The 23,268-nt window shown below is 65.9% G+C and carries 24 protein-coding genes and 1 tRNA gene; 7 read left to right on the forward strand and 18 right to left on the reverse strand.

From position 1 onward, the window contains the following. Nucleotides 1-3: 3 nt before the first annotated feature. Genes C5B99_RS15445 through C5B99_RS15455 form a run of 3 tightly spaced genes read right to left on the reverse strand, consistent with a single transcriptional unit; the run spans nucleotide 4 to nucleotide 3,671 of the window. Nucleotides 4-936 (reverse strand): hydroxymethylglutaryl-CoA lyase, encoded by a 933-nt coding sequence (locus tag C5B99_RS15445; RefSeq protein ID WP_104243690.1) that lies wholly within the window; start codon nucleotides 934-936, stop codon nucleotides 4-6. Then, a complete protein-coding gene (locus tag C5B99_RS15450) occupies nucleotides 933-2,183 on the reverse strand; it encodes a CaiB/BaiF CoA-transferase family protein (protein ID WP_104243692.1) in 1,251 nt (416 codons plus the stop codon). Before C5B99_RS15450 ends, C5B99_RS15445 begins: the two co-directional genes overlap by 4 nt. A 39-nt stretch (nucleotides 2,184-2,222) precedes the next feature. Continuing rightward, the gene (locus C5B99_RS15455; protein ID WP_104243694.1) at nucleotides 2,223-3,671 is read right to left on the reverse strand and encodes a GntP family permease; all 1,449 of its coding nucleotides are present in this window, start codon (nucleotides 3,669-3,671) and stop codon (nucleotides 2,223-2,225) included. Between the two features lie 130 nt (nucleotides 3,672-3,801). Here C5B99_RS15455 and C5B99_RS15460 point away from each other — a divergent pair, with 130 nt between their 5' ends. Further along, nucleotides 3,802-4,743, forward strand: coding sequence for a 2-hydroxyacid dehydrogenase (locus tag C5B99_RS15460; protein ID WP_104243696.1), 942 nt, complete (start codon nucleotides 3,802-3,804; stop codon nucleotides 4,741-4,743). Between the two features lie 45 nt (nucleotides 4,744-4,788). Here the strand turns inward: C5B99_RS15460 and C5B99_RS15465 are convergent, their stop codons facing one another. Both C5B99_RS15465 and C5B99_RS15470 read right to left on the reverse strand, forming a co-directional pair. Further along, the gene (locus tag C5B99_RS15465; protein ID WP_104243698.1) at nucleotides 4,789-6,468 is read right to left on the reverse strand and encodes a methyltransferase; all 1,680 of its coding nucleotides are present in this window, start codon (nucleotides 6,466-6,468) and stop codon (nucleotides 4,789-4,791) included. A 3-nt stretch (nucleotides 6,469-6,471) separates the two neighbouring features. Further along, nucleotides 6,472-7,557 (reverse strand): LLM class flavin-dependent oxidoreductase, encoded by a 1,086-nt coding sequence (locus C5B99_RS15470; RefSeq protein ID WP_258063400.1) that lies wholly within the window; start codon nucleotides 7,555-7,557, stop codon nucleotides 6,472-6,474. A 145-nt stretch (nucleotides 7,558-7,702) separates the two neighbouring features. On the opposite strand from C5B99_RS15470, the gene C5B99_RS15475 reads away from it, so the two are divergent. From C5B99_RS15475 to C5B99_RS15485, 3 genes are read left to right on the forward strand one after another with little or no spacing between them, the layout of a single operon-like run. Beyond that, nucleotides 7,703-8,785 carry a serine protease gene (locus C5B99_RS15475; protein WP_104243700.1) on the forward strand — a complete coding sequence of 361 codons (1,083 nt, stop codon included), beginning with the start codon at nucleotides 7,703-7,705 and terminating at the stop codon, nucleotides 8,783-8,785. Beyond that, entirely contained in the window at nucleotides 8,785-9,690 is a 906-nt protein-coding gene (locus C5B99_RS15480; RefSeq protein ID WP_104243702.1) for a hypothetical protein, read from the forward strand. Before C5B99_RS15475 ends, C5B99_RS15480 begins: the two co-directional genes overlap by 1 nt. 48 nt (nucleotides 9,691-9,738) lie before the next feature. Next, on the forward strand, nucleotides 9,739-10,746 hold the full coding sequence (locus C5B99_RS15485) for a DUF4333 domain-containing protein (RefSeq protein ID WP_104243704.1): 1,008 nt from the start codon (nucleotides 9,739-9,741) through the stop codon (nucleotides 10,744-10,746). An 84-nt stretch (nucleotides 10,747-10,830) separates the two neighbouring features. Here C5B99_RS15485 and C5B99_RS15490 read toward each other — a convergent pair whose 3' ends face one another. The 3 genes from C5B99_RS15490 to dcd form a co-directional block, all read right to left on the reverse strand. Continuing rightward, nucleotides 10,831-11,379: an NUDIX domain-containing protein gene (locus tag C5B99_RS15490; protein WP_104243706.1), complete on the reverse strand. Its 549-nt coding sequence runs from the start codon at nucleotides 11,377-11,379 to the stop codon at nucleotides 10,831-10,833. A gap of 5 nt (nucleotides 11,380-11,384) precedes the next feature. After that, entirely contained in the window at nucleotides 11,385-12,515 is a 1,131-nt protein-coding gene (locus C5B99_RS15495) for a VIT1/CCC1 transporter family protein (protein WP_104243708.1), read from the reverse strand. A gap of 156 nt (nucleotides 12,516-12,671) precedes the next feature. Then, nucleotides 12,672-13,277, reverse strand: a complete 606-nt coding sequence (dcd, locus tag C5B99_RS15500) for a dCTP deaminase (protein WP_104243710.1) — start codon at nucleotides 13,275-13,277, stop codon at nucleotides 12,672-12,674. Between the two features lie 47 nt (nucleotides 13,278-13,324). On the opposite strand from dcd, the gene C5B99_RS19385 reads away from it, so the two are divergent. After that, nucleotides 13,325-13,498: a hypothetical protein gene (locus C5B99_RS19385; RefSeq protein WP_181058052.1), complete on the forward strand. Its 174-nt coding sequence runs from the start codon at nucleotides 13,325-13,327 to the stop codon at nucleotides 13,496-13,498. A 68-nt stretch (nucleotides 13,499-13,566) separates the two neighbouring features. Here the strand turns inward: C5B99_RS19385 and C5B99_RS15505 are convergent, their stop codons facing one another. Next, on the reverse strand, nucleotides 13,567-14,280 hold the full coding sequence (locus C5B99_RS15505; protein ID WP_146081401.1) for a hypothetical protein: 714 nt from the start codon (nucleotides 14,278-14,280) through the stop codon (nucleotides 13,567-13,569). A gap of 213 nt (nucleotides 14,281-14,493) precedes the next feature. Between C5B99_RS15505 and C5B99_RS15510 the strand changes: the two genes are divergently transcribed. After that, a tRNA-Gly gene (locus tag C5B99_RS15510) sits at nucleotides 14,494-14,567 on the forward strand. 450 nt (nucleotides 14,568-15,017) lie between these two features. Here C5B99_RS15510 and C5B99_RS15515 read toward each other — a convergent pair. The 8 genes from C5B99_RS15515 to C5B99_RS19070 form a co-directional block, all read right to left on the reverse strand. Continuing rightward, nucleotides 15,018-15,626, reverse strand: a complete 609-nt coding sequence (locus C5B99_RS15515; protein ID WP_104243714.1) for a recombinase family protein — start codon at nucleotides 15,624-15,626, stop codon at nucleotides 15,018-15,020. 151 nt (nucleotides 15,627-15,777) lie between these two features. Then, the gene (locus tag C5B99_RS15520; protein WP_104243716.1) at nucleotides 15,778-16,713 is read right to left on the reverse strand and encodes a toll/interleukin-1 receptor domain-containing protein; all 936 of its coding nucleotides are present in this window, start codon (nucleotides 16,711-16,713) and stop codon (nucleotides 15,778-15,780) included. Nucleotides 16,714-16,737: 24 nt separating this feature from the next. Continuing rightward, the gene (locus C5B99_RS15525; RefSeq protein ID WP_104243718.1) at nucleotides 16,738-17,943 is read right to left on the reverse strand and encodes a pentapeptide repeat-containing protein; all 1,206 of its coding nucleotides are present in this window, start codon (nucleotides 17,941-17,943) and stop codon (nucleotides 16,738-16,740) included. A gap of 563 nt (nucleotides 17,944-18,506) precedes the next feature. After that, nucleotides 18,507-18,794, reverse strand: coding sequence for a hypothetical protein (locus C5B99_RS15530; protein WP_104243720.1), 288 nt, complete (start codon nucleotides 18,792-18,794; stop codon nucleotides 18,507-18,509). Beyond that, nucleotides 18,791-19,174 carry a hypothetical protein gene (locus C5B99_RS15535; protein WP_104243721.1) on the reverse strand — a complete coding sequence of 128 codons (384 nt, stop codon included), beginning with the start codon at nucleotides 19,172-19,174 and terminating at the stop codon, nucleotides 18,791-18,793. Before C5B99_RS15535 ends, C5B99_RS15530 begins: the two co-directional genes overlap by 4 nt. Then, the gene (locus tag C5B99_RS15540; protein ID WP_146082025.1) at nucleotides 19,171-19,656 is read right to left on the reverse strand and encodes a hypothetical protein; all 486 of its coding nucleotides are present in this window, start codon (nucleotides 19,654-19,656) and stop codon (nucleotides 19,171-19,173) included. Before C5B99_RS15540 ends, C5B99_RS15535 begins: the two co-directional genes overlap by 4 nt. Next, nucleotides 19,653-20,132, reverse strand: coding sequence for a hypothetical protein (locus C5B99_RS15545; protein ID WP_146082026.1), 480 nt, complete (start codon nucleotides 20,130-20,132; stop codon nucleotides 19,653-19,655). The genes C5B99_RS15540 and C5B99_RS15545 overlap by 4 nt, the downstream gene beginning before the upstream one ends. Before the next feature lie 275 nt (nucleotides 20,133-20,407). After that, a complete protein-coding gene (locus C5B99_RS19070; protein ID WP_219819661.1) occupies nucleotides 20,408-21,283 on the reverse strand; it encodes a hypothetical protein in 876 nt (291 codons plus the stop codon). A gap of 487 nt (nucleotides 21,284-21,770) precedes the next feature. Between C5B99_RS19070 and C5B99_RS15555 the strand changes: the two genes are divergently transcribed. Continuing rightward, entirely contained in the window at nucleotides 21,771-22,961 is a 1,191-nt protein-coding gene (locus C5B99_RS15555; RefSeq protein ID WP_104243730.1) for a site-specific integrase, read from the forward strand. Here the strand turns inward: C5B99_RS15555 and C5B99_RS15560 are convergent. Continuing rightward, on the reverse strand, nucleotides 22,958-23,212 hold the full coding sequence (locus C5B99_RS15560; protein WP_219819662.1) for a helix-turn-helix domain-containing protein: 255 nt from the start codon (nucleotides 23,210-23,212) through the stop codon (nucleotides 22,958-22,960). The two genes, C5B99_RS15555 and C5B99_RS15560, sit on opposite strands and share 4 nt — an antisense overlap. Between the last annotated feature and the right edge of the window lie 56 nt (nucleotides 23,213-23,268).

Raw genomic sequence — 23,268 nt, forward strand, 5'->3', positions numbered from 1 at the left:
AGCCTACGCCGGCACGACCCATTCGAACGCGGGGGCCTTGGAGCGAGCGCCCTGGCGGGCCTTCGATCGGTTCGGCTCTTCGAGGTCGACGAGCAGCGTCTCCGATTCGCGGACGATCTGGGCGAACGCCGCCGGAGTGAGCCACTCGGGGCGCATCGCGAAAAGCAGGTCCTCCGTGGCCGTGTTGCCGCTGGCCCCCGGAGCGAACGGGCATCCGCCGAGCCCTCCGAGCGCGCCGTCGACGACGCTCGCACCCGCGAGGACCGCCGCGATCGAGTTCGTGACGCCCGCACCCCAGGTGTCGTGGCCGTGGAACACGATCTCCCGCTTCGGCGACTCGGCGACGACCCTGGAGATGAGCGAGGACACCTGTCCGGGGTGCGCTTGGCCCAGGGTGTCGCAGATGACGATGTCCTCAGCGCCCTCGGCCCTGGGGTCGTTGGCGATCCGGATGACCCGGTCCGGGTCGACCTGCCCGTCGAAGGGGCACGTGAAGGAGGTCGCGAGGCACAGCTGGATGCGCCCGCCGGCCTGACGGGTCAGGGCGACGGCGTCCGGCATGGCCGCGAGACTCGTGTCGGTGGTCCGCCCGATGTTCGCCTGGTTGTGGGCGTCGGAGACCGAGAGGCAGTACTGGAAGTTCTTCGCCCCGGCGGCCGCGGCCTTCTCGATGTGCCGCGGGGTCGCGACCCACACCCAGCTGTGCTCGAGCTCCTCCGGGGTGAGCGCCTCGATGACCTCGAGCGTGTTGGCCATGGGCGGGACGAGGTCGCCGCGCGCCATCGAGCCGATCTCGAGCTCTGGTACCCCGGCAGAGAAGAGCTCGCGCGCGAGCTCGACCTTGCGCTGGGTCGACAGCAGCTTGCCGGTGAGCTGCAGGCCGTCGCGCAGGGTGACGTCGCGCAGACGCGCGGAGGTGATCGGGTTCTGGCTCATCGTGCGTCCACCTTGCTGTTGTCGTCGGTCTGCGTCTGCCCGCTGCGGCCCGCGTAGGCCGCGAGCACCGCCTCGGTGTCCTGGCCGAGCCCGGGCGCGAGCGTGCGAATCGGCAGGGAGGCGCCGCCGAGGACCGGGACGATGCCGGGGAAGCCGACACCCTCGACGGTGGTGTCTCCGTCGGTCACGTCGAACTTCTGGATCATGTCGCGGGCCGCGTACTGCGGGCTCGCGCTGATGTCCTCGGCAGTGTAGATCGGGCCAGAGGGGACGCCGGCGTCGTCGAGGATGTCGAGTACCTCCTCGGCGGGGAGCGTCGCCGTCCACGCGCCGATCGCGGCGTCGAGCTCGTCGCGCCGGTCCCAGCGGAGATTGTTGGTCGCGAGGCCCGGGTCGCGGGCGAGGTCGTCTCTCCCGATGATGCCCATGAAGCGCACGAAGATCGCGTCGGCGTTGCCCGCGATCACGACGCTCTTCGCATCCCCGCACACGTACGCGTTGGTGGGGGCGATGCCCTCCATCCGCCCGCCGACCCGCTCACGGACCACCCCGTGCGCCTGGTAGTCGGGGATGAGCGACTCCATCATCGAGAACATGGCCTCGTTGAGGGCGACGTCGATGACCCGCTCCTCGAGCGGCGCGGGACCGAGGCCGGCGCCGCGGCGCCGCTCGCGCTGGAACATCGCCATCATCACGCCGTAGGCGGCGTACACGCCCGCGATGGAGTCGCCGATCGAGACGCCGACGCGGACGGGGGCGCGGTCCGGGTCGCCGACGAGGTTCCTGAACCCGCCCATGGCCTCCGCGACGGCGGCGAACCCCGGCCGGCTCGAGAGCGGCCCCGTCTGCCCGAAGGCGGAGATACGGCCGATGACGATTTCCGGGTTGATCTCGTTGAGCACGTCCGGCCCGATCCCCCACCGCTCGATGGTGCCCGGACGGAAGTTCTCCAGGACCACGTCGCAGTCGGCGGCAAGCGCACGCACCGCATCCCGCCCCTCCTCCGTCCGGAGATCGAGGGTGATCGACTTCTTGTTGCGGTTGATGGTGTGGAACAGCATCGACGTCGTCGCACCGGGATGCAGGCGCCACGAGCGCAACTCGTCTCCCGTACCGGGCCGCTCGACCTTGATGACCTCGGCGCCGAAGTCGGCGAGCATCCGCCCTGCCGTCGGGGCTGCGATGAAGTTCCCGAGCTCGAGCACGCGGACTCCCGCGAGCGGGGCGATCTTGGCGTTGGTGTGCATGTCGGTCCTTTCCGGACGTGATCGGTGGGAGCGTGCGGGTCAGATGAAGATGCTCAGGACAAGGGTCACGAGCAACGCGACCACCGAGGCGACGGACACACCGACGGTGCATGTCTTCAGCGTGCCCCGTGTCGTCTGTCCGAGCAACGACTGCAGGAGCCAGAACGTGTTGCTGGTGACGTGCACCGCGAAGAGCGAGCCGGCTCCCGCCGCGAGGGCGATGAGGATCGGGTCGAGGCCGATGACGGACGCGATGGGCGCGAGGATGCCTGCGGCGGTGATCGCCGAGATCGTGACGGAGCCGACGGCGATGTGCAGTACGGCCGCGATGGCCCAGACGATGAGGAGCGGCGCGAAGCTGTTGGCGCTGAACGCCTGCCCGAGGATGTCGCCGAGGCCGGTCGCCGCGACGGTCGCCGCGAGCGAACCGCCCACACCCGTGAGGATGAGGATCTGACCGCTTTCGCGGAAGCCCGCGACAACCGACTTCTCGACCGCCTTGCCGCCGACCGTGAGCCTGCCGATGATGCTCGTGCCGAGCACGGCGAGGAGCAGCGCGAAGACGGGGTCGGTCACGAGGACAAGCGCGTCGATCTCGACGCCGACGATCTGCAGGATCGCGCCCGTCGCGATGAGGCCGAGGCAGAGCAGGAGCGGCGCGAAGAGCAGGATGAGCTTCGGCTCGGAGGTCGTGGTGCGCTCGGCGACGGCGACGCCGCGGGGGACGCCGCCGACCTTGCTGAGTCGGTCGCCGACTGGGATGCTCTCGGTCTTGAGGGGCTCGACGGGCTCTGGGGAGGCGTCGATGCTGTCGTCCGCTCCGTCCTCACCTTCGACGGGCTGCGTCTCGTCCAGCTTCTCCTTCCAGAAGCCGATGCGGAACAGCAGCGTCATGATGAAGATCGAGATGACGATGGTCGGCACGATCACGATGAGGCCGAAGAGCAGCATCTGTCCGAGGGGAACGCCGAGCACGCCCGCGAGCGCGAGGGCTGCGACGCCGGGCACCATGAAGACGATCCCGCATTCGAGGCCGATGGCGAGGGCCGTCGCGATGCGTGGCGTGCCGTGCTTGCCGATGAGCGGCGCCATCTTGCGAGCGAGCGGCGCGGAGATCACGAGGAGCACGTCGAGGAAGATCGACTGGAGCACGGTGCCGATCGTGAGCCCCATCGCGTACGGCAGCCCCTTGGGGCCGAAGATGCGCAGCAGGTGCGAGACGAGTCGCTGGATGGCGTTCATCTCGCTGAGCATCGAGCCGAGCAGCACGCCGAAGGTGATGAGGAGGCCGACCTCGGCCATGATCTCCCCGAAGCCGCCGGTGATCGTGCCGATGGTCTCGGTCGGCGGATGCCCCGTGGCGAGTCCCAGGTAGAGGGAGCCGATCACGAGGGCGACGGCGGGGTTCAGCCGGAAGCGCGTGATGAGCACGACGACGCCGAGGATGGCGATCGCCGTGTGGATGATCGTGATGATCTCTGACGTCATTGTCGTCCAATCGAGGTGGGGTCTCGCGCGGTCTCGGCCTCGCTGGGGGAGAACAGGAGTTGCTTGGCCTGGGACCGCGTCTGGCTTACATTATGTGCATGAACTCATTATGTAAGCAAGAGCCCGTATCGTGACCCGCAGCGAACAGCTCCTCGTCTCGGTGCCGACCCCCGCCCTCGCGGCCTCGATCACGCAGCTCGAGATCGCCGCCAGCCTCGAGTGCATCACCTGGGATCTGACGACGCCGTCACCCGCCCCGCACATCGACCTCGTCGTGCTCCCCTATCAGCAGGACCCGAGCCTCACCGCGAGCCTCGGGCGCACGACGACGCGACTCGTCCAGGCCCAGACGATCGGGTACGAGGACGTGCTCGCCCACCTGCCCGCTGGTCACACGGTTGCCAACGCGCGCTCCGTGCACGAGGCCTCGACGGCCGAGCTCGCACTCGGGCTCACGCTCGCGTCGCTCCGCCGCATCCCCGAGTACACGACGGCGGGGCAGCGGCACGTGTGGCACCAGCAGCCCGGCCAGAGCCTCGCCGACCGCACGGTGGCCATCGTCGGATACGGCGGCGTCGGCAAGGCCATCGAGCATCGACTGAGCGGCTTCGAGGCGAACGTGCTCCGGTTCGCGCGCTCCGCCCGCGCAGCCGATGGCGGGCCCGACCGCGTGCACCCCATCTCGAGCCTCGAGGCGCTGCTCCCCGGGATCGACGTGGTGATCCTCACGGTGCCGCTGACCGACGAGACCAGACACCTCGTCGATGCGAGCTTCCTCGCCGCGATGCGACAGGGGTCGCTCCTCGTGAACGTCGCGCGCGGACCAGTCATCGACACGGAGGCGCTCATCGCCGCGCTCGAGGCCGGCCGCATCCGGGCCGCCCTCGACGTCACCGACCCCGAGCCGCTGCCGCCGGGGCACCGGCTCTGGGATCTCGACGGCGCACTCATCACCCCGCACGTCGGGGGCGCTTCCTCGGCGATGCATCCGCGCATGGTCGCACTCATCGACCGCCAGCTGCGCGCGCTTCTGGCCGGCGAGGCGCCGGAGAACGTCGTGGCGCACCCATGACGGCGGGAAGCGAGCACGCTCGGCGTCGCCGGCCCGGCTGACCTCCTATCGCCAGCGCGGCTCGAGGAAGCCGAGCGCCACGAGCTCGCGCACGTCGGGCACGAGGCTCGCGCGCAGGGCCTCTTCCTCGACATCGACGAGCGATGCGATGGCGGTGACGATCTGCGACCCGACGAGCTCCCCGTCGCACACCGACACGAAGCCGGTGAGTTCCGTCGACATCGACATGGTGCGGCGGAACCCCGCGCCCTGGCGGAGCATGATGATGCTCGGGTCCTCGTCGCCTGGCCGCGAGTGGCGCTCCTCGGTCACGTCGGCGGCCACGACGAGCGGCTCGTCGAAGAGCTCGTCGTCGTCGACCCCGCGCAGCCAGGTGATGGCCTCGAAGCCGTCGCGGATGTGCGCGGCGAGCGGGTGGCCGAGCGCGTGCGTGAGGTGCTCGAAGCGGCGCAGCGGACCGCCGACGGCGCCCTCGTGGGTGCGGCGGAGGAAGAACATGCCCATGCCGATGCGCTCGACATCGCGGCTCGCGAAGTCCTGCAGGTAGCGGCGGAATGCGTGCTGCCAGCTCGAGAGCTCGGCGTTCTCAGCCGCATCCTTCAACCACATGTCGGCGTACTCCACCGGTGTCGCGTCCTCGCGCTGCACGACCCACAGGTCGACATCGTTCGCGGGCCAAGTCTCGAGGCGCGAGTGCCAGTTGGCGTCGCCCTCCCGCACCTCCCAGTTGCCGAGCATGCAGGCGACGCCGCCCGAGGCGAGCACCGTGCCGAGGTCGCGCACGAGCCCCTCGACGATGCTGTCACCCGGCTTGCCACCGTCACGGTACGTGTACTGGTCGCTTCCGCCTTCGCCCTCGCGTCGGGGCGTGATGACAAACGGCGGATTCGACACGAACAGGTCGAAGTGCTCGCCGGCGACGGGCTCGAGCATGTTTCCGAGGCGGAGGCTCACGCGGTCCTCGAGGCCACCGGGGGCGATGCCGAGCGCCTCGGCGTTGAGCAGCAGGTTGAACTTCGCGAACGCGAGGGCGCGCTCCGAGATGTCGGTCGCGACGACGTGCCTGGTGTGGGCGAGCAGGTGCATGGTCTGCACGCCCATGCCGACGCCGAGGTCAAGCGCGCGGGCGACGGGTTCCCGCGGGGTGAGCTGGGCGAGCAGCGTCGTCGCCGGCCCGATGCCGACGACGTGGTCGCGGCGCAGCGGCTGGTCGCGGCCGAGCTGCACACCGCCGAGGTCGGAGGCGACCCACATCTCGACGCTGCCGTTGACGCCCTCGCTCGCGTACGGGCGCACGTCGACGAGTGCGACCACGAGCTCGTCCGCGAGCTCCTCGGCGCTGGCCTCCTGAGCCGATTCCGTGGGGCTCAGGCGCGGGACGCGAGCAACGAGGCGGGCCGCGAGCAACTCGTCGAGTGCCGGGACGTCGCCCGCCTCGACGGTCTCCGCGAGCACGAACAGGCGGATGAGCGCGGAGAGCGCGTCGTCCGGCTCACGCGAGAGGGCGAACGACGCGGGCTCGAGCAGGTCACGGTGCAGCGCATCCGCCGCTTCGGCCCCCAGACGCGACTCGACCCCGTCGACGGTGAAGCCAGCGCCGGCGAACGTCACCGCGAGCGCGCGGAGCAGCGCCTCGTCGGTGCTGTCGGGGGCGTCGCTCGGGTCGTCGAACGTGAAGTCGTCAGGAGTGGAGGCGGAAGAGGCATGGCGCGCGTGGGAAGTCACCCGTCAATTATGCGGATGTGCACCGACAGTCGCGCGCGGCTCCGAGGCTGCCGGGTCGCGCAGCTCCGCGAGCGCCTCGATCGTGCGGATGCGCACCTCCACGTCGTGCGTCGTGGCGGCGAGGATCACCTCGTCGGCCCCCGTGCGCTCGATGAGGCGGTCGATGCCGTCGGCGACCATCTCGGGGGTCCCGACGAGCTGCGTGCCGGTCGTCGCGTCGTAGAGGGAGCGGTCCTGCATCCGGTCCGCGTACGCGGCGGCGCCCTCTGGCGAGAGGACCCTCGTAGGGCGGCCGAACCGGATCTGGTGCATGGCCGCCCTGCTGGGGAGCGCGAGGCGGGTGGCCTCATCGACCGTCTCCGCGGCGATCGCGGAGACCGACACCATGAAGTGCGGTTCGGCGAGCACGGGCGACGGCACGAAATGGTCGCGGTAGTGGTCGGCGGCGGCCTTGGGGTCAGCGTGCATCGCGAAGTGGTGCGCGAAGGTGTACGGCAGGCCGAAGGCGGCGGCCAGCTCTGCCCCGTAGAGGCTCGAGCCGAGGAGCCAGATCTGGGGATTCGTCTTCGCCCCCGGGCTGACTCGGAGGCGATTGAGCACCTCGCGGTCGTGCTCCGCCCTCACATCGCCCAGGTAGCCCATGAGCTCGAGCACGTCGTTGGGGAACTCGTCGACGCGATCACGGGAGAGATCGCGACGCATCGCGGCGGCGGTGAACGGGTCGGTGCCGGGCGCGCGGCCCAGTCCGAGGTCGATGCGCCCGGGGTAGAGCGACTCGAGGGTCGCGAACTGCTCGGCGATGACGAAGGGTGCGTGGTTCGGCAGCATGACGCCGCCCGAGCCGAGGCGGATACGCTGCGTTCCCGCGCCGAGAGCCGCGAGCAGCACGGGCGGTGTCGTCGAGGCGACGAGTTCGGTGTTGTGGTGCTCGGCGACCCAGTAGCGGTGGTACCCGAGCTCGTCGGCTCGCCGCACCAGGCGGGCGGATGCGGCCACGGCGTCGGCACTCGACTGCCCTTCGGCGACGGGGATGAGGTCGAGCACGGAGATCGTGGGCGTTCCTGGCATGGTCGGGGCAACGCGCACCATCCCGCCGCTATTCCTGGATGGCCTCGGCAGCCTCACGGGGAGAAGTCCCCACCACCGGGGTTTTCGGCAGGTTCGCGGCCTGAGTGTCGGTGGCTCTGCGTAGCATGACAACGAACGGCATACCCAGCGTGCCGAAGGAGACCCCATGACCCGACACCGTCGCCGACCACGGGCTCTGCTCGCGAGCATCGGCGCGCTCGCTGCGGTCGCCTTGCTCGCGGGGTGCTCGGTGAGCGCGACGGCGACTCCCTCGGCAAACGGGTACGACGCCGTCGACGCGCCCATCGAGGGCGGCACGGTCAGCCTGCGCGACTCGTTCGAGTCCTCGGCGCAGGAATCGCACGACTTCTGGTCAGACCCCGACATGTTCAAGAACGCCGAGGGCTTCGACTACACGGCACCAGACAACGGCATCACGGTCGGCGTCGGCGACCCGGCGACCGGCGCGTTCGTCCCGCCGACCACCCCGGTGCCCGCTGCCGAGTCGGCGAACGGCTACGGAGATGTCTCGGAGGCGGTGCCCTACGACCGTGCCGGGCTCGGCGCATCCACCTTCGGTCGCCTGTACATGTCGTTCGCGAGCGGTCTCGCGGTGTGCTCGGCGACGGTCGTGAACTCCGGCGAGCGCAACATCGTCGTCACGGCGGCGCACTGCCTCGTCGACTTCGAGAGCAACAAGGCCATCGCGAGCAACGTCGTCTTCATCCCTGGCGACCGCGGCGACGGGGCCGAGCAGCCGTACGGTCGCTGGGCAGCCACCGACTACAGCATCCCGCAGCACTTCCTCGACAACGCCAACTACGGCGACCAGGGCGTGTACGGGGAGGGCTGGAACAACGACTTCGCGTTCCTCGTGATGGAGGAGAAAGACGGCAAGCGCATCCAGGACGTGACGGGCGGGCAGGGCATCGCCTTTGGGGTCCCGGCCAAGGCGATCACGCAGGTCGGCTATCCGAGTGCAAGCCCCTACGACGGCTCTGAGGAGTACATGTGCGCCTCCAGCCAGTGGCGGGAGGGCTCTGCAGGCGGATACACCCACATGTGCAGCATGACGCCCGGAGGCTCGGGTGGGGCCTGGCTCGTCTACTACGACACGGCGATCGGGGCCGGCTACGTCGCCGCAACCTCGTCGACCGTCCTCTCGTCGGCGAACCCGCCGTTCCGGTGGGAGGGCTCGGTGCTCGGCCAGACCGCGCTGTCGCTGTACAACGAGCTCGGGGGGTCCTGATGCGCACCCAACGCCTCATCGCAGGTACGACCGCGCTGCTCGTCGGGCTCGTGCTCTCCGGATGCGCGACGACGACCCCGACAGCGGTCGCGAACCACGAGGCGAAGCTCGAGTACCACGCCGACACCGGCGCGGAGCTGCTCGGCGACTCCCTCGTCGAGGGCCTCGCCAAGGTCGAGAACTTCTCCGCCACCGCCTACACGCACGGCAAGGCCTCGACCGGGGCAACGCTCAGCACACAGCACGAGACGAGCGTGGTCGGCGCGTCCTACGTCACGAAGGAGTCGACCGCCGAGGCGGGAACCTCCATCGACGAGGTCCACATCGCTGGCAGCGACTACACCTACTACCTCTTCGGCAGCGCGTACACGACGGTCGTCTCGACCCCGTGGGCACGCCTGCCGATGGGCGACCTCGACCGCGCGAACGACCCGCAGCGCACGTGCATCCTCGGCACCGTCATCTACATGTGCAATCTGGTGAAGGCATGGCAGCTGTCGAAGGAGAGCAACGGCGAGGAGCTTCCCGAGAAGCTCGAGGTCTCGGCAGATGGCAGCAGGCACTTCACGTCGGCGGTCACGTTCGACTCGCTCGAGGAGGCCGGTCTGTACACGCTGGGCGACGATCTCCGCTCGCAGCTCAGCGACGATGAGCTCGGCACGCTGCTTCCCCTGCACGTGTGGGTCGGCACGGATGGCATCGTGCAGAAGATCGAGGTGAACGGCACGATGGATGCGGCATCGCTCGATGTCGAGGTGCAGTTCGGATTCGAGATCACGGGCACGCCGACTGCCGACGATCTGCCGGATGACCCCGCGTCGCTCGCGCCCCAGTACGTGACCAATGTGACTGCAGATCAGGCGAGCGCGTTCTGGGATGCGATCGGGAACGCGAGAACCGGCTAGGCCGGGCCCGCTCATGCACGTCGCAGCAAGCAAGCTGGAGGAACCACGATGACCTTCCCACCGCAGGGCGGCCCGCAGAGGCCGCGCGACCCCAACGATCCGCGCGATCCGCAGCAGGGGCGGCAGGAGCAGCAGGCTCATCGACCGCACGGGCCCGGCCAGGGGTCGGGGCCGGAACAGCACTACGGTCAGAACCAGGGCCAGGGCCAGGGCCAGAACCAGAACCAGCAATATGCGCCGCGCCAGCAGGGTCAGCAGGGTCAGGGCCAGCAGGGTCAGGGCCAGCAGCCGGCACAGCATCAGCAGCCTTCCCAGTACGGCCAGCCGTTCCCCCAGCCCGGGTACCCGGCCGCATCGGCGACGCCAGGTGCGAGTAACGCCGGTCAGGCCGGCCAGACCAGCCAGACCAGCCAGTTCGGGACGGCGTCAGGCGCGAGGTCAACCCCCAGCGCGTACGGTCCCGGCGCTCACGCGGCATCGGCGTCCGACTTCGGGCCTGGAGCCGGCTCCGGGTACGACTCCGGGTATGGCTCCGGGTATGCGACCCCGAACGCCGCCTACGGTGTTCCGAGCGCCACCTACGGGGCGCCAGCTCCCGCATCCTCGACACAGCAGGGCTTCGGCTACCAGCAGCCGCCGGTTGGCTACCCAGGCTCAGGCACCCAAGGACCAGGCACCCAAGGGCCCGGCGTCCAGGGCCAGCAGTTCGGGCCAGGGTCAGGGCTGGCTCCGGCAGGCAGGCCGAAGCGCAACTCTCGTCTGCTCCTGATCCTCGCGATTCCCGCGGCGGCGCTCATCGCAGGTCTCGGTGGCTACTTCATCGGACAGAGCAACGGCAGCGTGCTCGCCGCGGAGCCGCTGCAGGCTGAGGTCACGCGCGTGCTGCAAGACGACTTCGGTCTCGTCGAGGTGACCGACGTCGTCTGCCCAGAGCAGGTCAAGGCCGATCAAGGCGCCGAGTTCCAATGCACGTTCACGTACGCCGAGCAGGAGCAGTCCGTGACCGTCACCGTCTCGTCAGCCGACGGCCAGGTCGTCGTCGGCGCCCCGGAGTAGCCCGGGAGGGGAAACTCCACCCGCACCCCGCACTCACACGGACGCGCGCGCCAGGACGAGCACCGGCGACCGGTGCCAGCACGCCTACCGAGAGCCTCCGGGTCCGACGATCGGCAGCGGCACCCCGTCCACGAGCAGCTCGCACTCGGGCCGGTCCGCGACGGCGACGGCCACACGGGAGGCGAGATGCTCGGGCATCTCGGGCAGGGCATCCACGGGGAACCAGGCGACATCCACCGACTCGTCGTCGCCGACCGCCGCCTCCCCGGACACCCAGGAGCAGCGGAAGACCAGGTCGCAGTACTGGGCGCGGTCACCCGTCGCGTGCACGATCTTCGGCGAGACGCTGAGGCGCACGAGCCGCTCGACGCGGACTTCGACCATCGCCTCCTCGAGGCTCTCCCGCACGGCAGCCGTCGCCGGATGCTCGCCCGGGTCGACGATGCCCGTCACCGGGCTCCACACCCCATTGTCGGAACGCCGCACGAGCAGCACCTCCTCACCGCTGGCAGCGGACACACCAGCGGGTGCCATCGCGGGGCGGATGATGACGGCAGTCGAACCAGCAAGCCAGAGCGGATGCTCCGGCCCGATCTTGGCGCGCAGCTCGGCGACGAACTCAGGAATGGGCATGGGCCCTATCCAACCGCAACTCCGAAGACGAGGCCGAGCACGTACGTCACGGCCGCGGCCCCGAAGCCGATGAGCAGCTGGCGTCCGGCGCGACGCCACGGCGGACCGCCAGACAGCACGCCGACGATGGCGCCCGTCGAGAGAAGCGCGACTCCGACGACCGCCGCGGACACCACCACGGCGGAGATCCCGCTCATTCCGAAGATGTAGGGAAGCACCGGGAGGAGCGCGCCGCCGGCGAAGAAGCAGAAGCTGGAGAGGGCCGCGGTCCACGCGGTACCGAGCTCCTCGTGCTCTTCCTCGGCGGACTGCAGTGAGATCGGGCCGGATTCCGGGTCGGCCCCCTGCAGCGCGAACACGCGGTGCGCGTAGCTGCGGGCCTCGTCCTCGCCCATGCCGCGGGCACGGTAGACGAGCTCCAGCTCGTTCGCGTTCACGTCGAGCCGCTGGATGGTCTGGGGAGTATCCGGGCTTGGCGTCGACGCCTCAAGGAGCTCACGCTGCGAACGGACGGACACGTACTCGCCCGCCGCCATCGACAACGCTCCGGCGAGGAGCCCGGAGAGGCCCGTCGCGAGGATGATCACCGTGGGCGCACCGGTCGCGCCGATGCCGAGCACGAGGGCGAGGTTCGAGACGAGCCCGTCGTTGGCGCCGAACACCGCCGCCCGGAAACCGCCAGACATGCGGGAGCGGCTGCGCATTGCCAGGCCCCGCACGACCTCCTCGTGGATGCGCTCGTCTGCCGCCATCTCGGGGGTCGCGTCCGCTTCGCGCTCGTACGGCGAACGTGACTCTGCTCGCTGGATGAGCGCCAGCACGAAGAGAGAGCCGAAGCGGCGCGCGAACCAGCCGAAGAGGCGCGTGCCGAGTTGTGCGCGCACCCCGCCGTCGCCCGCCGGGCCGAGGAGGCTCAGCCAGTGCTCCTCGTGCCGCACCTCGGCGCTCGCGAGACCCAGCAGGATCTCACGCTCCTCGCCCTCGCGCTTCGCCGCGAGGTCTCGGTACACGGACCCTTCGGCGCGCTCATCGGCGAGGTAGCGGCGCCAGCGGCGAATGTCGGCAGCGCTCGGCTCGCGGGAGAGATCCCCGGTTCCGGGCCCGCGCTGCGGCTGCGGGGGTGGTGTCTGCGGCATGGGCCATGCATCCTTCGTGGGGACGCCTCGAGCCCGAATGGAGCACGGGCATCGTTGACAACGTTGCCCCAACGCTACGTGCGCACGCCCCGGTTTCCGCAACCTCGCAGAGAAGTTCGGCGCACCGGAGCGGAGCGCCTCGCCGCCTTTCTCGAGCTACTCGCCGGCCGCGCCCGCCTCGGTGACCGAGACGTCGGCACGGGTGAAGTTCATGAACGACCTCGAAGCGGTCGGGCCGCGCTGCCCGAGGTAGCGGGAGCTGTAGATCGCGGAGCCGTAGGGGTGCTCCGCGGCACTCGAGAGCTGGAAGAAGCAGAGCTGGCCGATCTTCATGCCGGGCCAGAGCTTGATGGGGAGCGTCGCGACGTTCGACAGCTCCAACGTGACGTGCCCCGTGAAGCCGGGGTCGATGAATCCGGCTGTCGAGTGCGTGAGCAGCCCGAGCCTGCCGAGCGAGCTCTTGCCTTCGAGCCGAGCAGCGATATCGTCGCCGAGGGTGACGCGTTCGAACGTGGAGGCGAGCACGAACTCGCCTGGGTGCAGCACGAACGGCTCGTCTGGCTTCGACGTGACCAGCCTCGTCAGCTCCGGCTGCTCCTCTGCCGGGTCGATGAACGGGTACCTGTGGTTGTCGAACAGCCGGAAGTACCTGTCGAGGCGCACGTCGATGCTCGAGGGCTGCACGAGCCCGGGCTCGTACGGCTCGAGGCCGATACGGCCCGCTTCGACGCCCTGCTTGATGTCGCGATCGCTGAGAAGCACGTCGTCAGCCTAGTTGGTCGGCGGATGCGCGAGGCTAGGCTGATGACGTGAGCAGAAACGTGTGGACCGTCATCGGCGTCATCGTGGCCGTCGTGATCGCGTGGTGGCTCGTCGACGTGCTCTTCCACTTGGCCTGGATGGTGGCTCGACTGAGCATCGTCGCCGTGGTTGCCGTCATCGTGTTCTTCGTCATCCGCGCGCTCGTCGCCAAACGCGACTGAACCCGACCGGCGCGGTGCCGGCCGGGTTCAGAGGTTCGGTTCGGTCACTCCCCCTCAGGAGCGCAGCCTCAGGCGGGGATGACGTTCGCCTCGAGTTCCTCGGCCGCCCCGTCAGGCGCGGTGAACGCGCGACGCTCGCGAGGATTGGTGGGAGTGTTCGGCATGTTCGGTGGGGTGTTGTCGTTGAGCGGCGTGTACACGTTCGTGCCGATCTTCCGCCGGAACGCGAGCTCGACGCCATCCACCGTCACGTATCTGTCGACGTAGAGGGAGGGCGCCCGGCCGTCGAGCTGAGCGAAGCCGCTGAAGTACATGTCGCTGACGAGGTTCGTGACACCCTCCGTCGGCACGATGGTGCGCAGGTAGGTCATCTGGTAGCTCACGTGCCTGCCCTCAGGGAAGTCGTGTGTGCCGATCGGGTCGAGATTGCTCCAGGATGAGGAGATGCCCGGCGACCATGAGCTCGGACCGGGAAGATAGTGCACCACGATTCGCGTGCCCGTGATGACAGAACTGCTTGTTGTGTGCGTCACCCAGAGCCCGTACGCCCCGTACTCGTGATCCCTACCAGGGTTTCCCGTGATGGTGTATTGCTCTATACCGGAGCCCGGTAGGCCGAAGGCGATCCACCCGTTCAGACCCGGCGGCTGCGCCGGTATCTCTGAGCTCGCCTGGGCTGGAGCGGAGACCGCGATGGCGATCGTCGGCAGCGCCCACGCCGCCGCGGATGCGACCGCCCGTCGACTCGGCCCCTGTTTTTCGGCGCGCAGAATATCGCTCATGTTTCCCCCTGGAAGTGTCAAGCAGTGAACCGAGATTCCCCCACGTCGGTCCCACTGCAGCGTGCGGTCCACAATGACAGATCTGAAATTGGACCGCAACATTCCGGGGAGTTGGGTGGGCACCTCAGGCAGGCCCTCACGGCCGCGCCGCCACCACCCCCAGGTGGCTTCGTTGTACGATGGTGGAGTTCATCGCCCCGGGGTGCTGAATACGCGGATGTAGTTCAATGGCAGAACTTCAGCTTCCCAAGCTGATAGCGCGGGTTCGATTCCCGTCATCCGCTCCACGAGAAAACCCCTGGTTCGCCGGGGGTTTTCTCAAGCCAGCAGAAACCCGAACCGGTCAGAATCCAGGCGCTCGTGCCCTACCTGTGCCCTAGCGGGACCGCGAAGGGCACGAGGAGTAGGCGACGGAACCTCGCCAGCTCGGCAAGAATTTTTAGCGATGCTTGGAGTCCCGCCAGCTTGCGATCTGCGGCCCATCACGGCGATTGCACACTCAAGTGCCTGGGAGGGGGTCGCCTTCGAGTTGATCAAGCTGTTCCAAGAGTTAGACAGGTTCAGATTGGATCATTCGACGAAAAACGCTGGATCGGCGCGAGTCTCGACCGGAGGCACCCCGGCGCGACTGGCGAACTTGACTAGGGGTCGATTCGATTTGACGCCGCCGACGCGCGGGCTCGGGCTGGTAAACGGAAGAGCCCGCACCTGTTGGGGCACGGGCTCGGAGCTTGGCGCTACGGCGTCGGCGTGGCCTCAGCCTTTGGCGTCAGGTACCTGTAGACCGTAGGCCGTGCGATGCTCAGCGTCGCCGCTATCTCTGTAACGCTCGTGCCTTCATCATGCATACGCTGAATGAGGGCCGCGCGCTTCGTGTCCACCTTCGGCGGTCGCCCACCTACGCGGCCCTCTCGCTTGGCTGTAGCAAGGCCCGCCCGTGTGCGTTCACGAATGAACTCCCTCTCCATGTCAGCGAAGACGGAGAGCATCTGAAGCATGGCCTTGCCTGTAATCGTGGAGTTGTCGAGTCCAGAATCGAGCACACGGACATACACGCCTCGCGCAGCCAGTTGATCGAGGAGCGTGATTACGTGCGCCGTCGATCTGCCGAGTCTGTCCAGCTTGGTCACGACAATCACATCGCCGCTCTCTGCGTAGTCGAGGAGTGAGTCGAGGCCGGGGCGCGAAGTCTTGGCACCGGATACCCCGTGATCTGCGAATGTGTCTCGGGCTGGCACGCCTGCCTGTGCGAGGTCGTAAAGCTGAGTGTCTGTGCTTTGGTCGCCGGTCGAGACACGCGCGTATCCCAGGAGACGGGTCGCAGTGGTGGTGGCTGTCGCTGTCATGCCCCGAGTGTAACGGAACTCGTGTAACGAAAGCCAGTACTTTCGGGAAGTTTTCTACACGAGTTTTGAGACACGAATCGAGCCGCCTTCGACCTGTTGAGAATAATTCTCAAGTGTAACGTAAATCGATCGTTTGCGGACGCGGACGGAACTACAGACTGTTGTCGATCCTGTACCTGAACTTGAGGCGAGGCTCACCGTCAGGGGAGGTCGCTCTGATCGTGACCTCCTGAATCTCCAATGCGGCCACCCGTCCTGAGGTGTTCACAACAACGACAGAATCCCCAATTTGTGCCATGCGCACCCTGGACGATCCGTCATACGCGTCCGGCCCCTGGACTCGCTCAAGGGACGTTTCGCGAGCGAGAGCCACGGTCGAGATGTCTGGAGCATCGTTCATGAAGTAGATGCCGCCATGTCCCGCGGTACTCGTGTGGATGGTGAACGAGTGCACGCCGCTTCCCAGCACGAAGACTCCGCTGTTGTTCTCGTACTCAACAATTGCGTCCCCCTCCCACGCCGCGAACGTGTACTTGGTCGAGTCGAACTTGATCTTCTGCCCAGCGGCCGCACTGGTGCCCGCCGCAAACGGGTTGGACCCGAGGGCTGGCTTGGGAATAAGGGATCGCCCATAGAGGTCATACAGGAGTTCTCGATAGCTCGCGTCCCACTTGCCGTCGTCGCGGAAGTCGACGTATTTTGACGAGCCCAGGAACGTGGGCACCACCTTGTCACCGGACACCTGACGCAGCACCGGGACGATCCGAGAGGACATGGCGTCCTTGACAAGGTCTGTCGTCATGATCTTCTTCTCGTAGCCGACACCTGCCTTGCCCCCGTTGGCCTTCACTATGTAGTTGTCCGAGCTGACGACGACGATTCGATCCGCGCCCGTCACTCCTGCTTCCATGAAATGGGCCAGGTCGTTTCCCAGGCGCGCGTCCCACTGGTCGAGGATCACGTCGACACCGTTAGACAAAAGACGCTCGGCCAGTCGGCGCACCCAATCTTTGTGGGCTTCGTTCTCCCACGTGTAGGACATGAACACTCTCGGTTGCGAGTCGGGGGCGAGTTCCGGTGAGGTCATGGCAATGATCCTAGGAGCGCCCAGCTACTTTCCTACGTACTTCTTGACCGGCTCACCGGGACTGTACCCTTCCGGCCACGCAGTCGCCTCATCCCAGGAGCCTGCTGCGGCTAGCTGCTCGACGGTCCACCCCGTAGCGGACCGGCCTCGATTTTCGAACTGAGCACCCTCAAGCCGAGTATTTCTGAAGTTAGCCTTAGTCAGGTCAGATCCCCAGAACTCAGCCCTACGAAGATCGGACCCTTCAAAGTCTGTCCTCTTCAGTTGAGAATTGGTAAGAGTCGCAGACCGCAAGTTCGCACGCACCAGTTGCCCCCCGGATAGCTTGACGCCTCGCATGTAGGTGAAGCTCAGGTCGACTCTCTCCCCTCGAACGTTCTCCATCTGTGCCCCGTCCAGGAAGCAAAGCCTGAGGTTGGCGTCGTGAATTCTCGCTAGCCACATGTTCGCGTCGGTGAGATCCGTCTTCGAAAGGTTCGCCGTCGCGAGCGTTGCCTTCTTGAAATTGACACCGTCTAGATCCGAGCCGTGCAAGTCCACTCCGCGCAAGTTCAAGCCGAGAGCATCCTCGTCGCGCTGGTGCGAGAGATGCCCGAGAACCGCACCTGCCGCATCGAGGTCTGTCGCGAGTGGAGGGGCACCAAATGTCGGCTTCCCGGTTTCGCGCTCGGGTGCGCTCTCCCTGAGGAAAGCTGCGAGAACCAGGACGACCGTCTCCAAGTCCTTGGCCGAATCGTTCGCGAGTCGCTGCAGGGAGTAGATACCCCCGAGACGAACCGCGATCGATGTCTCGTCTCCAAGCTGAGCGATCGCCTGAGTAAACCGCCCGGTCACCGTGGCATCGCGGTCGTTGTCCGCCTTCCTCGCTTCTAGCGCCTGAGTCTTCTTGAGGTGATTCAGCTGATCTCGTTGCGCCTTCACATCTGCGTCATGCTTCTGCCTCTCATGATCAAGACGCTGCCTGTTCGTGTTGTCCCGCTGGACTGTGATGAGAAGAGTGATTACCGCCAGAAATCCACCGAGACCGAGAAGTGTCGACTGGAACGCAGACGTGCGCGCAGCCACTACCGCTGTCGTGGTTGCGGGTGCGTCCAAGCCAGAGAGCGACACATCACTGATCCATCCCGGCACGAGCCACAACACCGCAATGGACACCACGAGGTACACACTGAGGATGAGCGCCCAAGTCTTGGTGGAGGTTCGCTGTTGTGGCTTGATCTCAAACGGCATGGGCAGATCGTAGTAGCTCCCAGGGTGCGCCGCGCAGACACGGCTCGGCGCACCGCGCAGGGATACAACAAACCCCGCTCAGCGTGCCCGATGAGTTACTGAGCGGGGTTGGTCGGAGCGAGCCGCGTAGCTCACAGAAATGGAAAGGACTACGCGGATGTGCTCGATGCGGGGGCCGATTGAATGGGTCGGCTTGTCCCGCGTCACACCAGACACCCCTGCCTGACGCGAGTCTTCATGCGCAATGTTGGTTGGGTGTCGAGGCCGCTGGATGAAGAGGTCAACGGCCCCGACATGCTCGCCCTTCAGGAAAATGGAGAGGCGAGCTTAGAGAGTGATCGGGGCCTAGCCTGCCCTTCGGTCACTCAGTCTCAAAATTCTTGCTTGGTGGCGTCGTCATGCATGCGGTGACTTGCGTCGATCAGGTACCAGTCACGTCGCGCTGGCTTCACTCTGAGCCATGCTTGCCCGTCCCGCATGAAGCGGTGGACGTAGGTACCCGCTGAGAACCGGTACCGGGCCTTGCCGTGAAACACGTTCTGTGATCCGAGAGGTCTTCGAACTCAGCCGAGGTCATCGACGGTCATCTCCGCCGTGGCTAGCTTGACCAGGACATCATGCAGATCCGGCTGTACTGTTCGCTTCGTTCCCGTGTTGTCTATGAGAAACGGCGGGGCGGAGGTCGCGGGGGCAATCACGAGCCACTTCTTGCCCGCGAGAATTACACGGCGGACGCGGGTGCCCGGTGCGAACTCCCAGAGGCTGCCTTCATGCAGCACGACGATGGTCTTCGCCTTCAGGCCTGCTGGGCCTGGGAGTCGCCCGCGTCCTCGCTTCGTGGGCTCGGTCATGATGCACGCCCCTCGACCTGTTCCGCGAGGTCGCGCAGAGTCGCGAGGCTCATGACCGCATACGACTCTTCGATGCCGTCACGTCTTTGCCGTTCGATCACCGCGACCGCGTAAGGGCGGTGATCGGTCTTCGCCGCTGCCTCTGCCCGGTCGAGGTTGCCGGATGCGTCCAGCGGGAAGCCGGTCGAGACGTTGATCGCGAAGTGCTCGCCCACGTGAAGGTGACTGATCTGAGGGCGGTCCGCGTCTGCGAGCGCTGCCGCGAGAGATGTGACGGGCTTCTTCTGGGCGACCGCGAGGAGGCCGAGCTTGAAAAAGTTGCCAACTCGGGTGCGGAACTGCTCGCCACGATGCCGATTCGCTCGGCTCGCCGCCGTCATGACTCGCCGCCGTTGTGGGCATGCGTCCAAGTTGAGCCGCCTGTGCTGAGGTCGCCGGGGCCGTACTGCTCCTCGACTCGGCGCATTGCTTCGTCCCGTAGTTCGGTGCCATACGGATACTTGCCCGCCTTGTTGAGAGCGGCTTGCTTCGCGAGCTTCCAGGCTTGCGAGCCTGGTACGAGACGAATGAAATCGTCTGGGCGTGGTCCCGTGGCGAAGCGGACCTCTCCCCAGGCTGCGAGCTGTGCGGCATCGTTAAGAAAGTTCGTAAAGAGAGATTCTCCGAAGCGATCAACGGAGCTTGCCAGCATCTCCGGTGTGATCGTGAGTTCGTCACCGCGCGTGTACGACTTGCCCTTGAGGAGGATGCGCTTCTGAGTGAGCACATGCCACTTGGTGTTAGCGAGTTCGTAGAGTTCTTCTGGAACATGCTTTGATTTGAGGAAGTCTACGAGTTGAGGCTTCAGTGTTGAGTTTGTCATGGGGTTTCCTTGTCATTAAGTGAAGTTCGATTCGCACTAATGGCGAGTATTGTTGATGAAAGTTCGGGGGCATCGGATGCCAGCTCGGCGGCGAGGATGCGCCCGAAGTCGGGATAATCTCGGGCAACTTGGCCCACTGCCTGCGCCAGCGCGGATGCCTCAGCCATGAGCGCGGTCGCGTCCGTGTCTGAGATTCCCAACGTCGAGATGAGTTCCCTTAGGACCGTCAGCTCCGAGTTGGCTGCTCGAAGCGTGGCGCTGCTGTTGTTCTGCACAACAGCCCGGTTTCGCACGGCCTGAACATCGTCGGCCAGCGCCACGAGCCGAATCGAGAGGTCTGCGGAATTCATTGTCGGCATCGTGCCGAGCTTCGCCACGAGCTTCGCCTGTACGTGATTTTTGTGGTGACGCCGGATGCTGCTATCCGTGAAGGCCGGGAAGGCACGCTGCACGCTCGCCACCGTCTCGCCAGTCAAGAGGGCAGCATCGATAGCGCCCTGATGTTGGGAGGTGCATACCCTGCATGAGATTGCCATAGTGTCAAGTCTTTCGATAGAAGTTTGTGTTCTATCTCTACTATCGGCAATTGTTTGAGGGACTTCAGCGAGGGCTCACCATGTCCCTGGTTGCCAGTGAATTACTGGCCTGTGGGCATTCCTGTACGGTACCGGCTTGTCAGAAATTTTCCGTAGCGTCGCTGAACTCGCCCGTTGGAATATTCGGCGTGTCGAGGCCCGTGCAGGGTGCGGCGTCAGGTCAGCGCTTCGAGCGCGATTGCTCGGCATTCTTCCCGTAGCTCTTGCTCACGCTCGGGTTCATAGAGGGCCGACAGGCGCTCTTCCTCATACCGTTCCCAGTACATGCCTGCCACGGGATGAAGGTCATTCATCTCCGTGCCCTGTGCATACCAGCGCCGCTGAGGGTCCGCCATCTTCGCGAGCTTGCGCCCGAAGCCTGGCAGGTAGTCGTAGCTCACCATGAAGTCGAGGAGTGGAGGAAGGTCTTCGTGCTCATAGTGCTGTACAAGCTCTGATGCAGGAGTGTCTACAGGTAGTGCTGTAGCTACTGCTGCTGTCGAGGGTGGAGGAGTGTCTACAGGTGGATGGGTTGCTACTGCTGCTGTAGCTTCCTGTTGCTCTGTTGACCCTGTAGATGAATCTAGTATTCCTGGGGGAATACTAGGCTTGCGTGACCCCCCTGTAGGAAGCTCCCCGATGCTCTCCTTGTACTCACGTCGGAGCCGCTTGACGGTGCTTTCGCTACACCGTAGGGCCTCCATCTGCTCCGCCTTCGTGAGATGTGCCACAGGGTAGAAGTCGGTCTGCGTGAAACGCTTTGGTGTCTTGGATACCTTGCCGCCGCGGCCGCCGCGCTCCGCCATGACGGTCGAGTGCTCCGCGTTGGGTACATGAAACATCGTCACGCGCTCGATAGCGTCGCTCACCTTGCGTTCGAGGTCGGAGGTAGTGACATACGGAGTATCCTGCACCGCTCGCGACGAAGGACGCCCGCCTGTCTCGTGGTCATACTCGGTCATGATGTGGTCGCCACCGATGCGGTGCATTTCGTCTGTGAGTTCGTCGACCCACCGGTCACGGTCGCCTAGGAGAGTTTCGTCCTGGCGCACGAGAGCACCGGCAACCCTCAGTGTCAGCACGTAGAGACGGCGACTTAAGGTGTCGGGAGAGTTGCGGCCTGGTGCGGTCGCCCATCGGAAGCGGGTACGTCGTTTTGTCATATTGTCCTCGTCGTTGAGGACAACCAGCGGTCAAACTTGTTCGAGCCTCGTAATAAATTCTTGGAAGAGCGGCGATGCCGTCGGGTCGGGATTGGATGATCGACCCGACGGCGTGAGTTTGACCGCTCATGAATATTCTACCACGGATACACGGCGTTTCGTTGTAATCTGTTCGTTACTGTGATATAGGCACTTTGACTTGGAGTCAATTTAGCTGCTGCCAATTCTGGACAGGTCCAACACTGGAAACAGCTTACGAAACTCGACCCAACCCCTGCCCAGCGGGTTCTGGTGCCGGATGGAAGGTGCTCGCTGGTTTTTGTTGGCAGTACGCCATGCGCTCTCAGCTTGTCAGGGCATGCCCTAGGGTGTGAACATGACGGACGAGAAGCCCAAGAAGAAGCGACGCGCACGAGGAAGCACCTTCGGCACGTCGCGCAAGATGTCCAGCGGACGGTGGCAGGCTCGATACCCCGACCCGTCGAGCACTGCCCAGGACGGGCGGAGCCCTGCACCGGAGACGTTCCCGACCAAGGCCGAGGCTGACGCTTGGCTCGCTCAGCGTCGAACCGAGATGTCGCAGGGCTCATGGTTCAGCTCAACCAAAGGGAAGCAATCGCTCAGCACATACGCCGCTAAGTGGTTGGCAAACGGCGGCACTCGTGGAGAGCTGAAAGACAGCACCCGCGCCCTGTACGCCGACCTATTACGCCGACACATTGACCCGACCATCGGGAAGCGGCCCATTGCCAGCATTGACCCTGAGACGGTCACCGAGTGGTACTCGAAGCTCGGCAAGGAACTGAGCAAGGCTGCGGCGGCACCAAGGAAGAATGCGAAAGACACGAGCCCACGCAAGGCGACCGGCACCACCAGACAGGCCCAGGCTTACCGGCTGCTGCGGGGCATCATGTCATCTGCCGTGCGAGCTGGTGCAGTGCACCAGAATCCGTGCCTGATTCCGAAGGCCGGGAGCCCGAAGACGAAGGAACGCCCCTTCATGTCCGTGCAAGTCTTCGGTGAAGTCGTCGCGAAGATGCCCGAGGACATGCAGCCCGCGTTCTACCTCGCTCTCGGCACGCACCTTCGCCTAGGCGAATTGTCGGCGTTGACCTGGGCCGATGTGGACCTGGACGCGGGCACCATATTGATCGACAAGCAAGTGACCAAGGACGGCAAGGTCACGACGACCAAGACTGATGATCGCTCGACGTTGACACTCGCCTCGGAGATGGTGGCCCTGCTGGGAGAGATGCAAGGCGAGACGAGGACGGGGCCCGTCTTGACTCGCGCCAATGGCACCCCGATCAGCCGCTACGCGCTGCAACGCGCGTGGAAGAAGGCGCGGGAGGAAGCCGGCCATGAGGAGTTCCGCATCCACGACATGCGACACACCGGCCTGACTCTCCTGACGGCGACGGGGGCACCCAGGAAGCTCGTGATGCGGCAGGGGCGACACTCGACATCACGCGCCGCCGACATCTACCAGCACATCGTGGAGGAGAAGGCCGAGGAGGTTCTAGGCGACTACGCGAAGGTGCTCGCCGCCATACGATCTGGGAGCTAGTCCCGCGAGCGCTTCACATGGTTCTGAGTCACGAGGTCATCGAGGTCGTCGGGCGTGAAGCGCACCGAGCTACCGAGCTTCACGAAGGCGAGCTGCCCCTGAGCCCGGAGCCGCCGCACCGTCGATACAGACACATTCAGGTACTCGGCCGCCTGCTGCACGGTGAGCAGGTTTCCCCATACTCCGAGCTGCATGAGGCGCTGCTCTCGAACTAGCAGGCGGGCTCGGGCGCGATCTTCGGCAGTGCTCATAAGTGTTCATGCTAGCTCAGATTCCGTGCCCTCTCCGTGCCCTAAGCGCAGTTTCG

Source organism: Pseudoclavibacter sp. Z016 (assembly GCF_002931215.1).
GTDB lineage: Bacteria > Actinomycetota > Actinomycetes > Actinomycetales > Microbacteriaceae > Pseudoclavibacter.

Excerpts from the sequence above, each read along its gene's own strand:
- C5B99_RS15445 (WP_104243690.1), bottom strand. The coding sequence starts at position 936 with ATGAGCCAGAACCCGATCACCTCCGCGCGTCTGCGCGACGTCACCCTG.
- C5B99_RS15450 (WP_104243692.1), bottom strand. The coding sequence starts at position 2,183 with ATGCACACCAACGCCAAGATCGCCCCGCTCGCGGGAGTCCGCGTGCTC.
- C5B99_RS15455 (WP_104243694.1), bottom strand. The coding sequence starts at position 3,671 with ATGACGTCAGAGATCATCACGATCATCCACACGGCGATCGCCATCCTC.
- C5B99_RS15470 (WP_258063400.1), bottom strand. The coding sequence starts at position 7,557 with ATGGTGCGCGTTGCCCCGACCATGCCAGGAACGCCCACGATCTCCGTG.
- C5B99_RS15475 (WP_104243700.1), top strand. The coding sequence starts at position 7,703 with ATGACCCGACACCGTCGCCGACCACGGGCTCTGCTCGCGAGCATCGGC.
- C5B99_RS15480 (WP_104243702.1), top strand. The coding sequence starts at position 8,785 with ATGCGCACCCAACGCCTCATCGCAGGTACGACCGCGCTGCTCGTCGGG.
- C5B99_RS15485 (WP_104243704.1), top strand. The coding sequence starts at position 9,739 with ATGACCTTCCCACCGCAGGGCGGCCCGCAGAGGCCGCGCGACCCCAAC.
- C5B99_RS15490 (WP_104243706.1), bottom strand. The coding sequence starts at position 11,379 with ATGCCCATTCCTGAGTTCGTCGCCGAGCTGCGCGCCAAGATCGGGCCG.
- C5B99_RS15495 (WP_104243708.1), bottom strand. The coding sequence starts at position 12,515 with ATGCCGCAGACACCACCCCCGCAGCCGCAGCGCGGGCCCGGAACCGGG.
- C5B99_RS15505 (WP_146081401.1), bottom strand. The coding sequence starts at position 14,280 with ATGAGCGATATTCTGCGCGCCGAAAAACAGGGGCCGAGTCGACGGGCG.
- C5B99_RS15515 (WP_104243714.1), bottom strand. The coding sequence starts at position 15,626 with ATGACAGCGACAGCCACCACCACTGCGACCCGTCTCCTGGGATACGCG.
- C5B99_RS15520 (WP_104243716.1), bottom strand. The coding sequence starts at position 16,713 with ATGACCTCACCGGAACTCGCCCCCGACTCGCAACCGAGAGTGTTCATG.
- C5B99_RS15525 (WP_104243718.1), bottom strand. The coding sequence starts at position 17,943 with ATGCCGTTTGAGATCAAGCCACAACAGCGAACCTCCACCAAGACTTGG.
- C5B99_RS15530 (WP_104243720.1), bottom strand. The coding sequence starts at position 18,794 with ATGACCGAGCCCACGAAGCGAGGACGCGGGCGACTCCCAGGCCCAGCA.
- C5B99_RS15535 (WP_104243721.1), bottom strand. The coding sequence starts at position 19,174 with ATGACGGCGGCGAGCCGAGCGAATCGGCATCGTGGCGAGCAGTTCCGC.
- C5B99_RS15540 (WP_146082025.1), bottom strand. The coding sequence starts at position 19,656 with ATGACAAACTCAACACTGAAGCCTCAACTCGTAGACTTCCTCAAATCA.
- C5B99_RS15555 (WP_104243730.1), top strand. The coding sequence starts at position 21,771 with ATGACGGACGAGAAGCCCAAGAAGAAGCGACGCGCACGAGGAAGCACC.
- C5B99_RS15560 (WP_219819662.1), bottom strand. The coding sequence starts at position 23,212 with ATGAGCACTGCCGAAGATCGCGCCCGAGCCCGCCTGCTAGTTCGAGAG.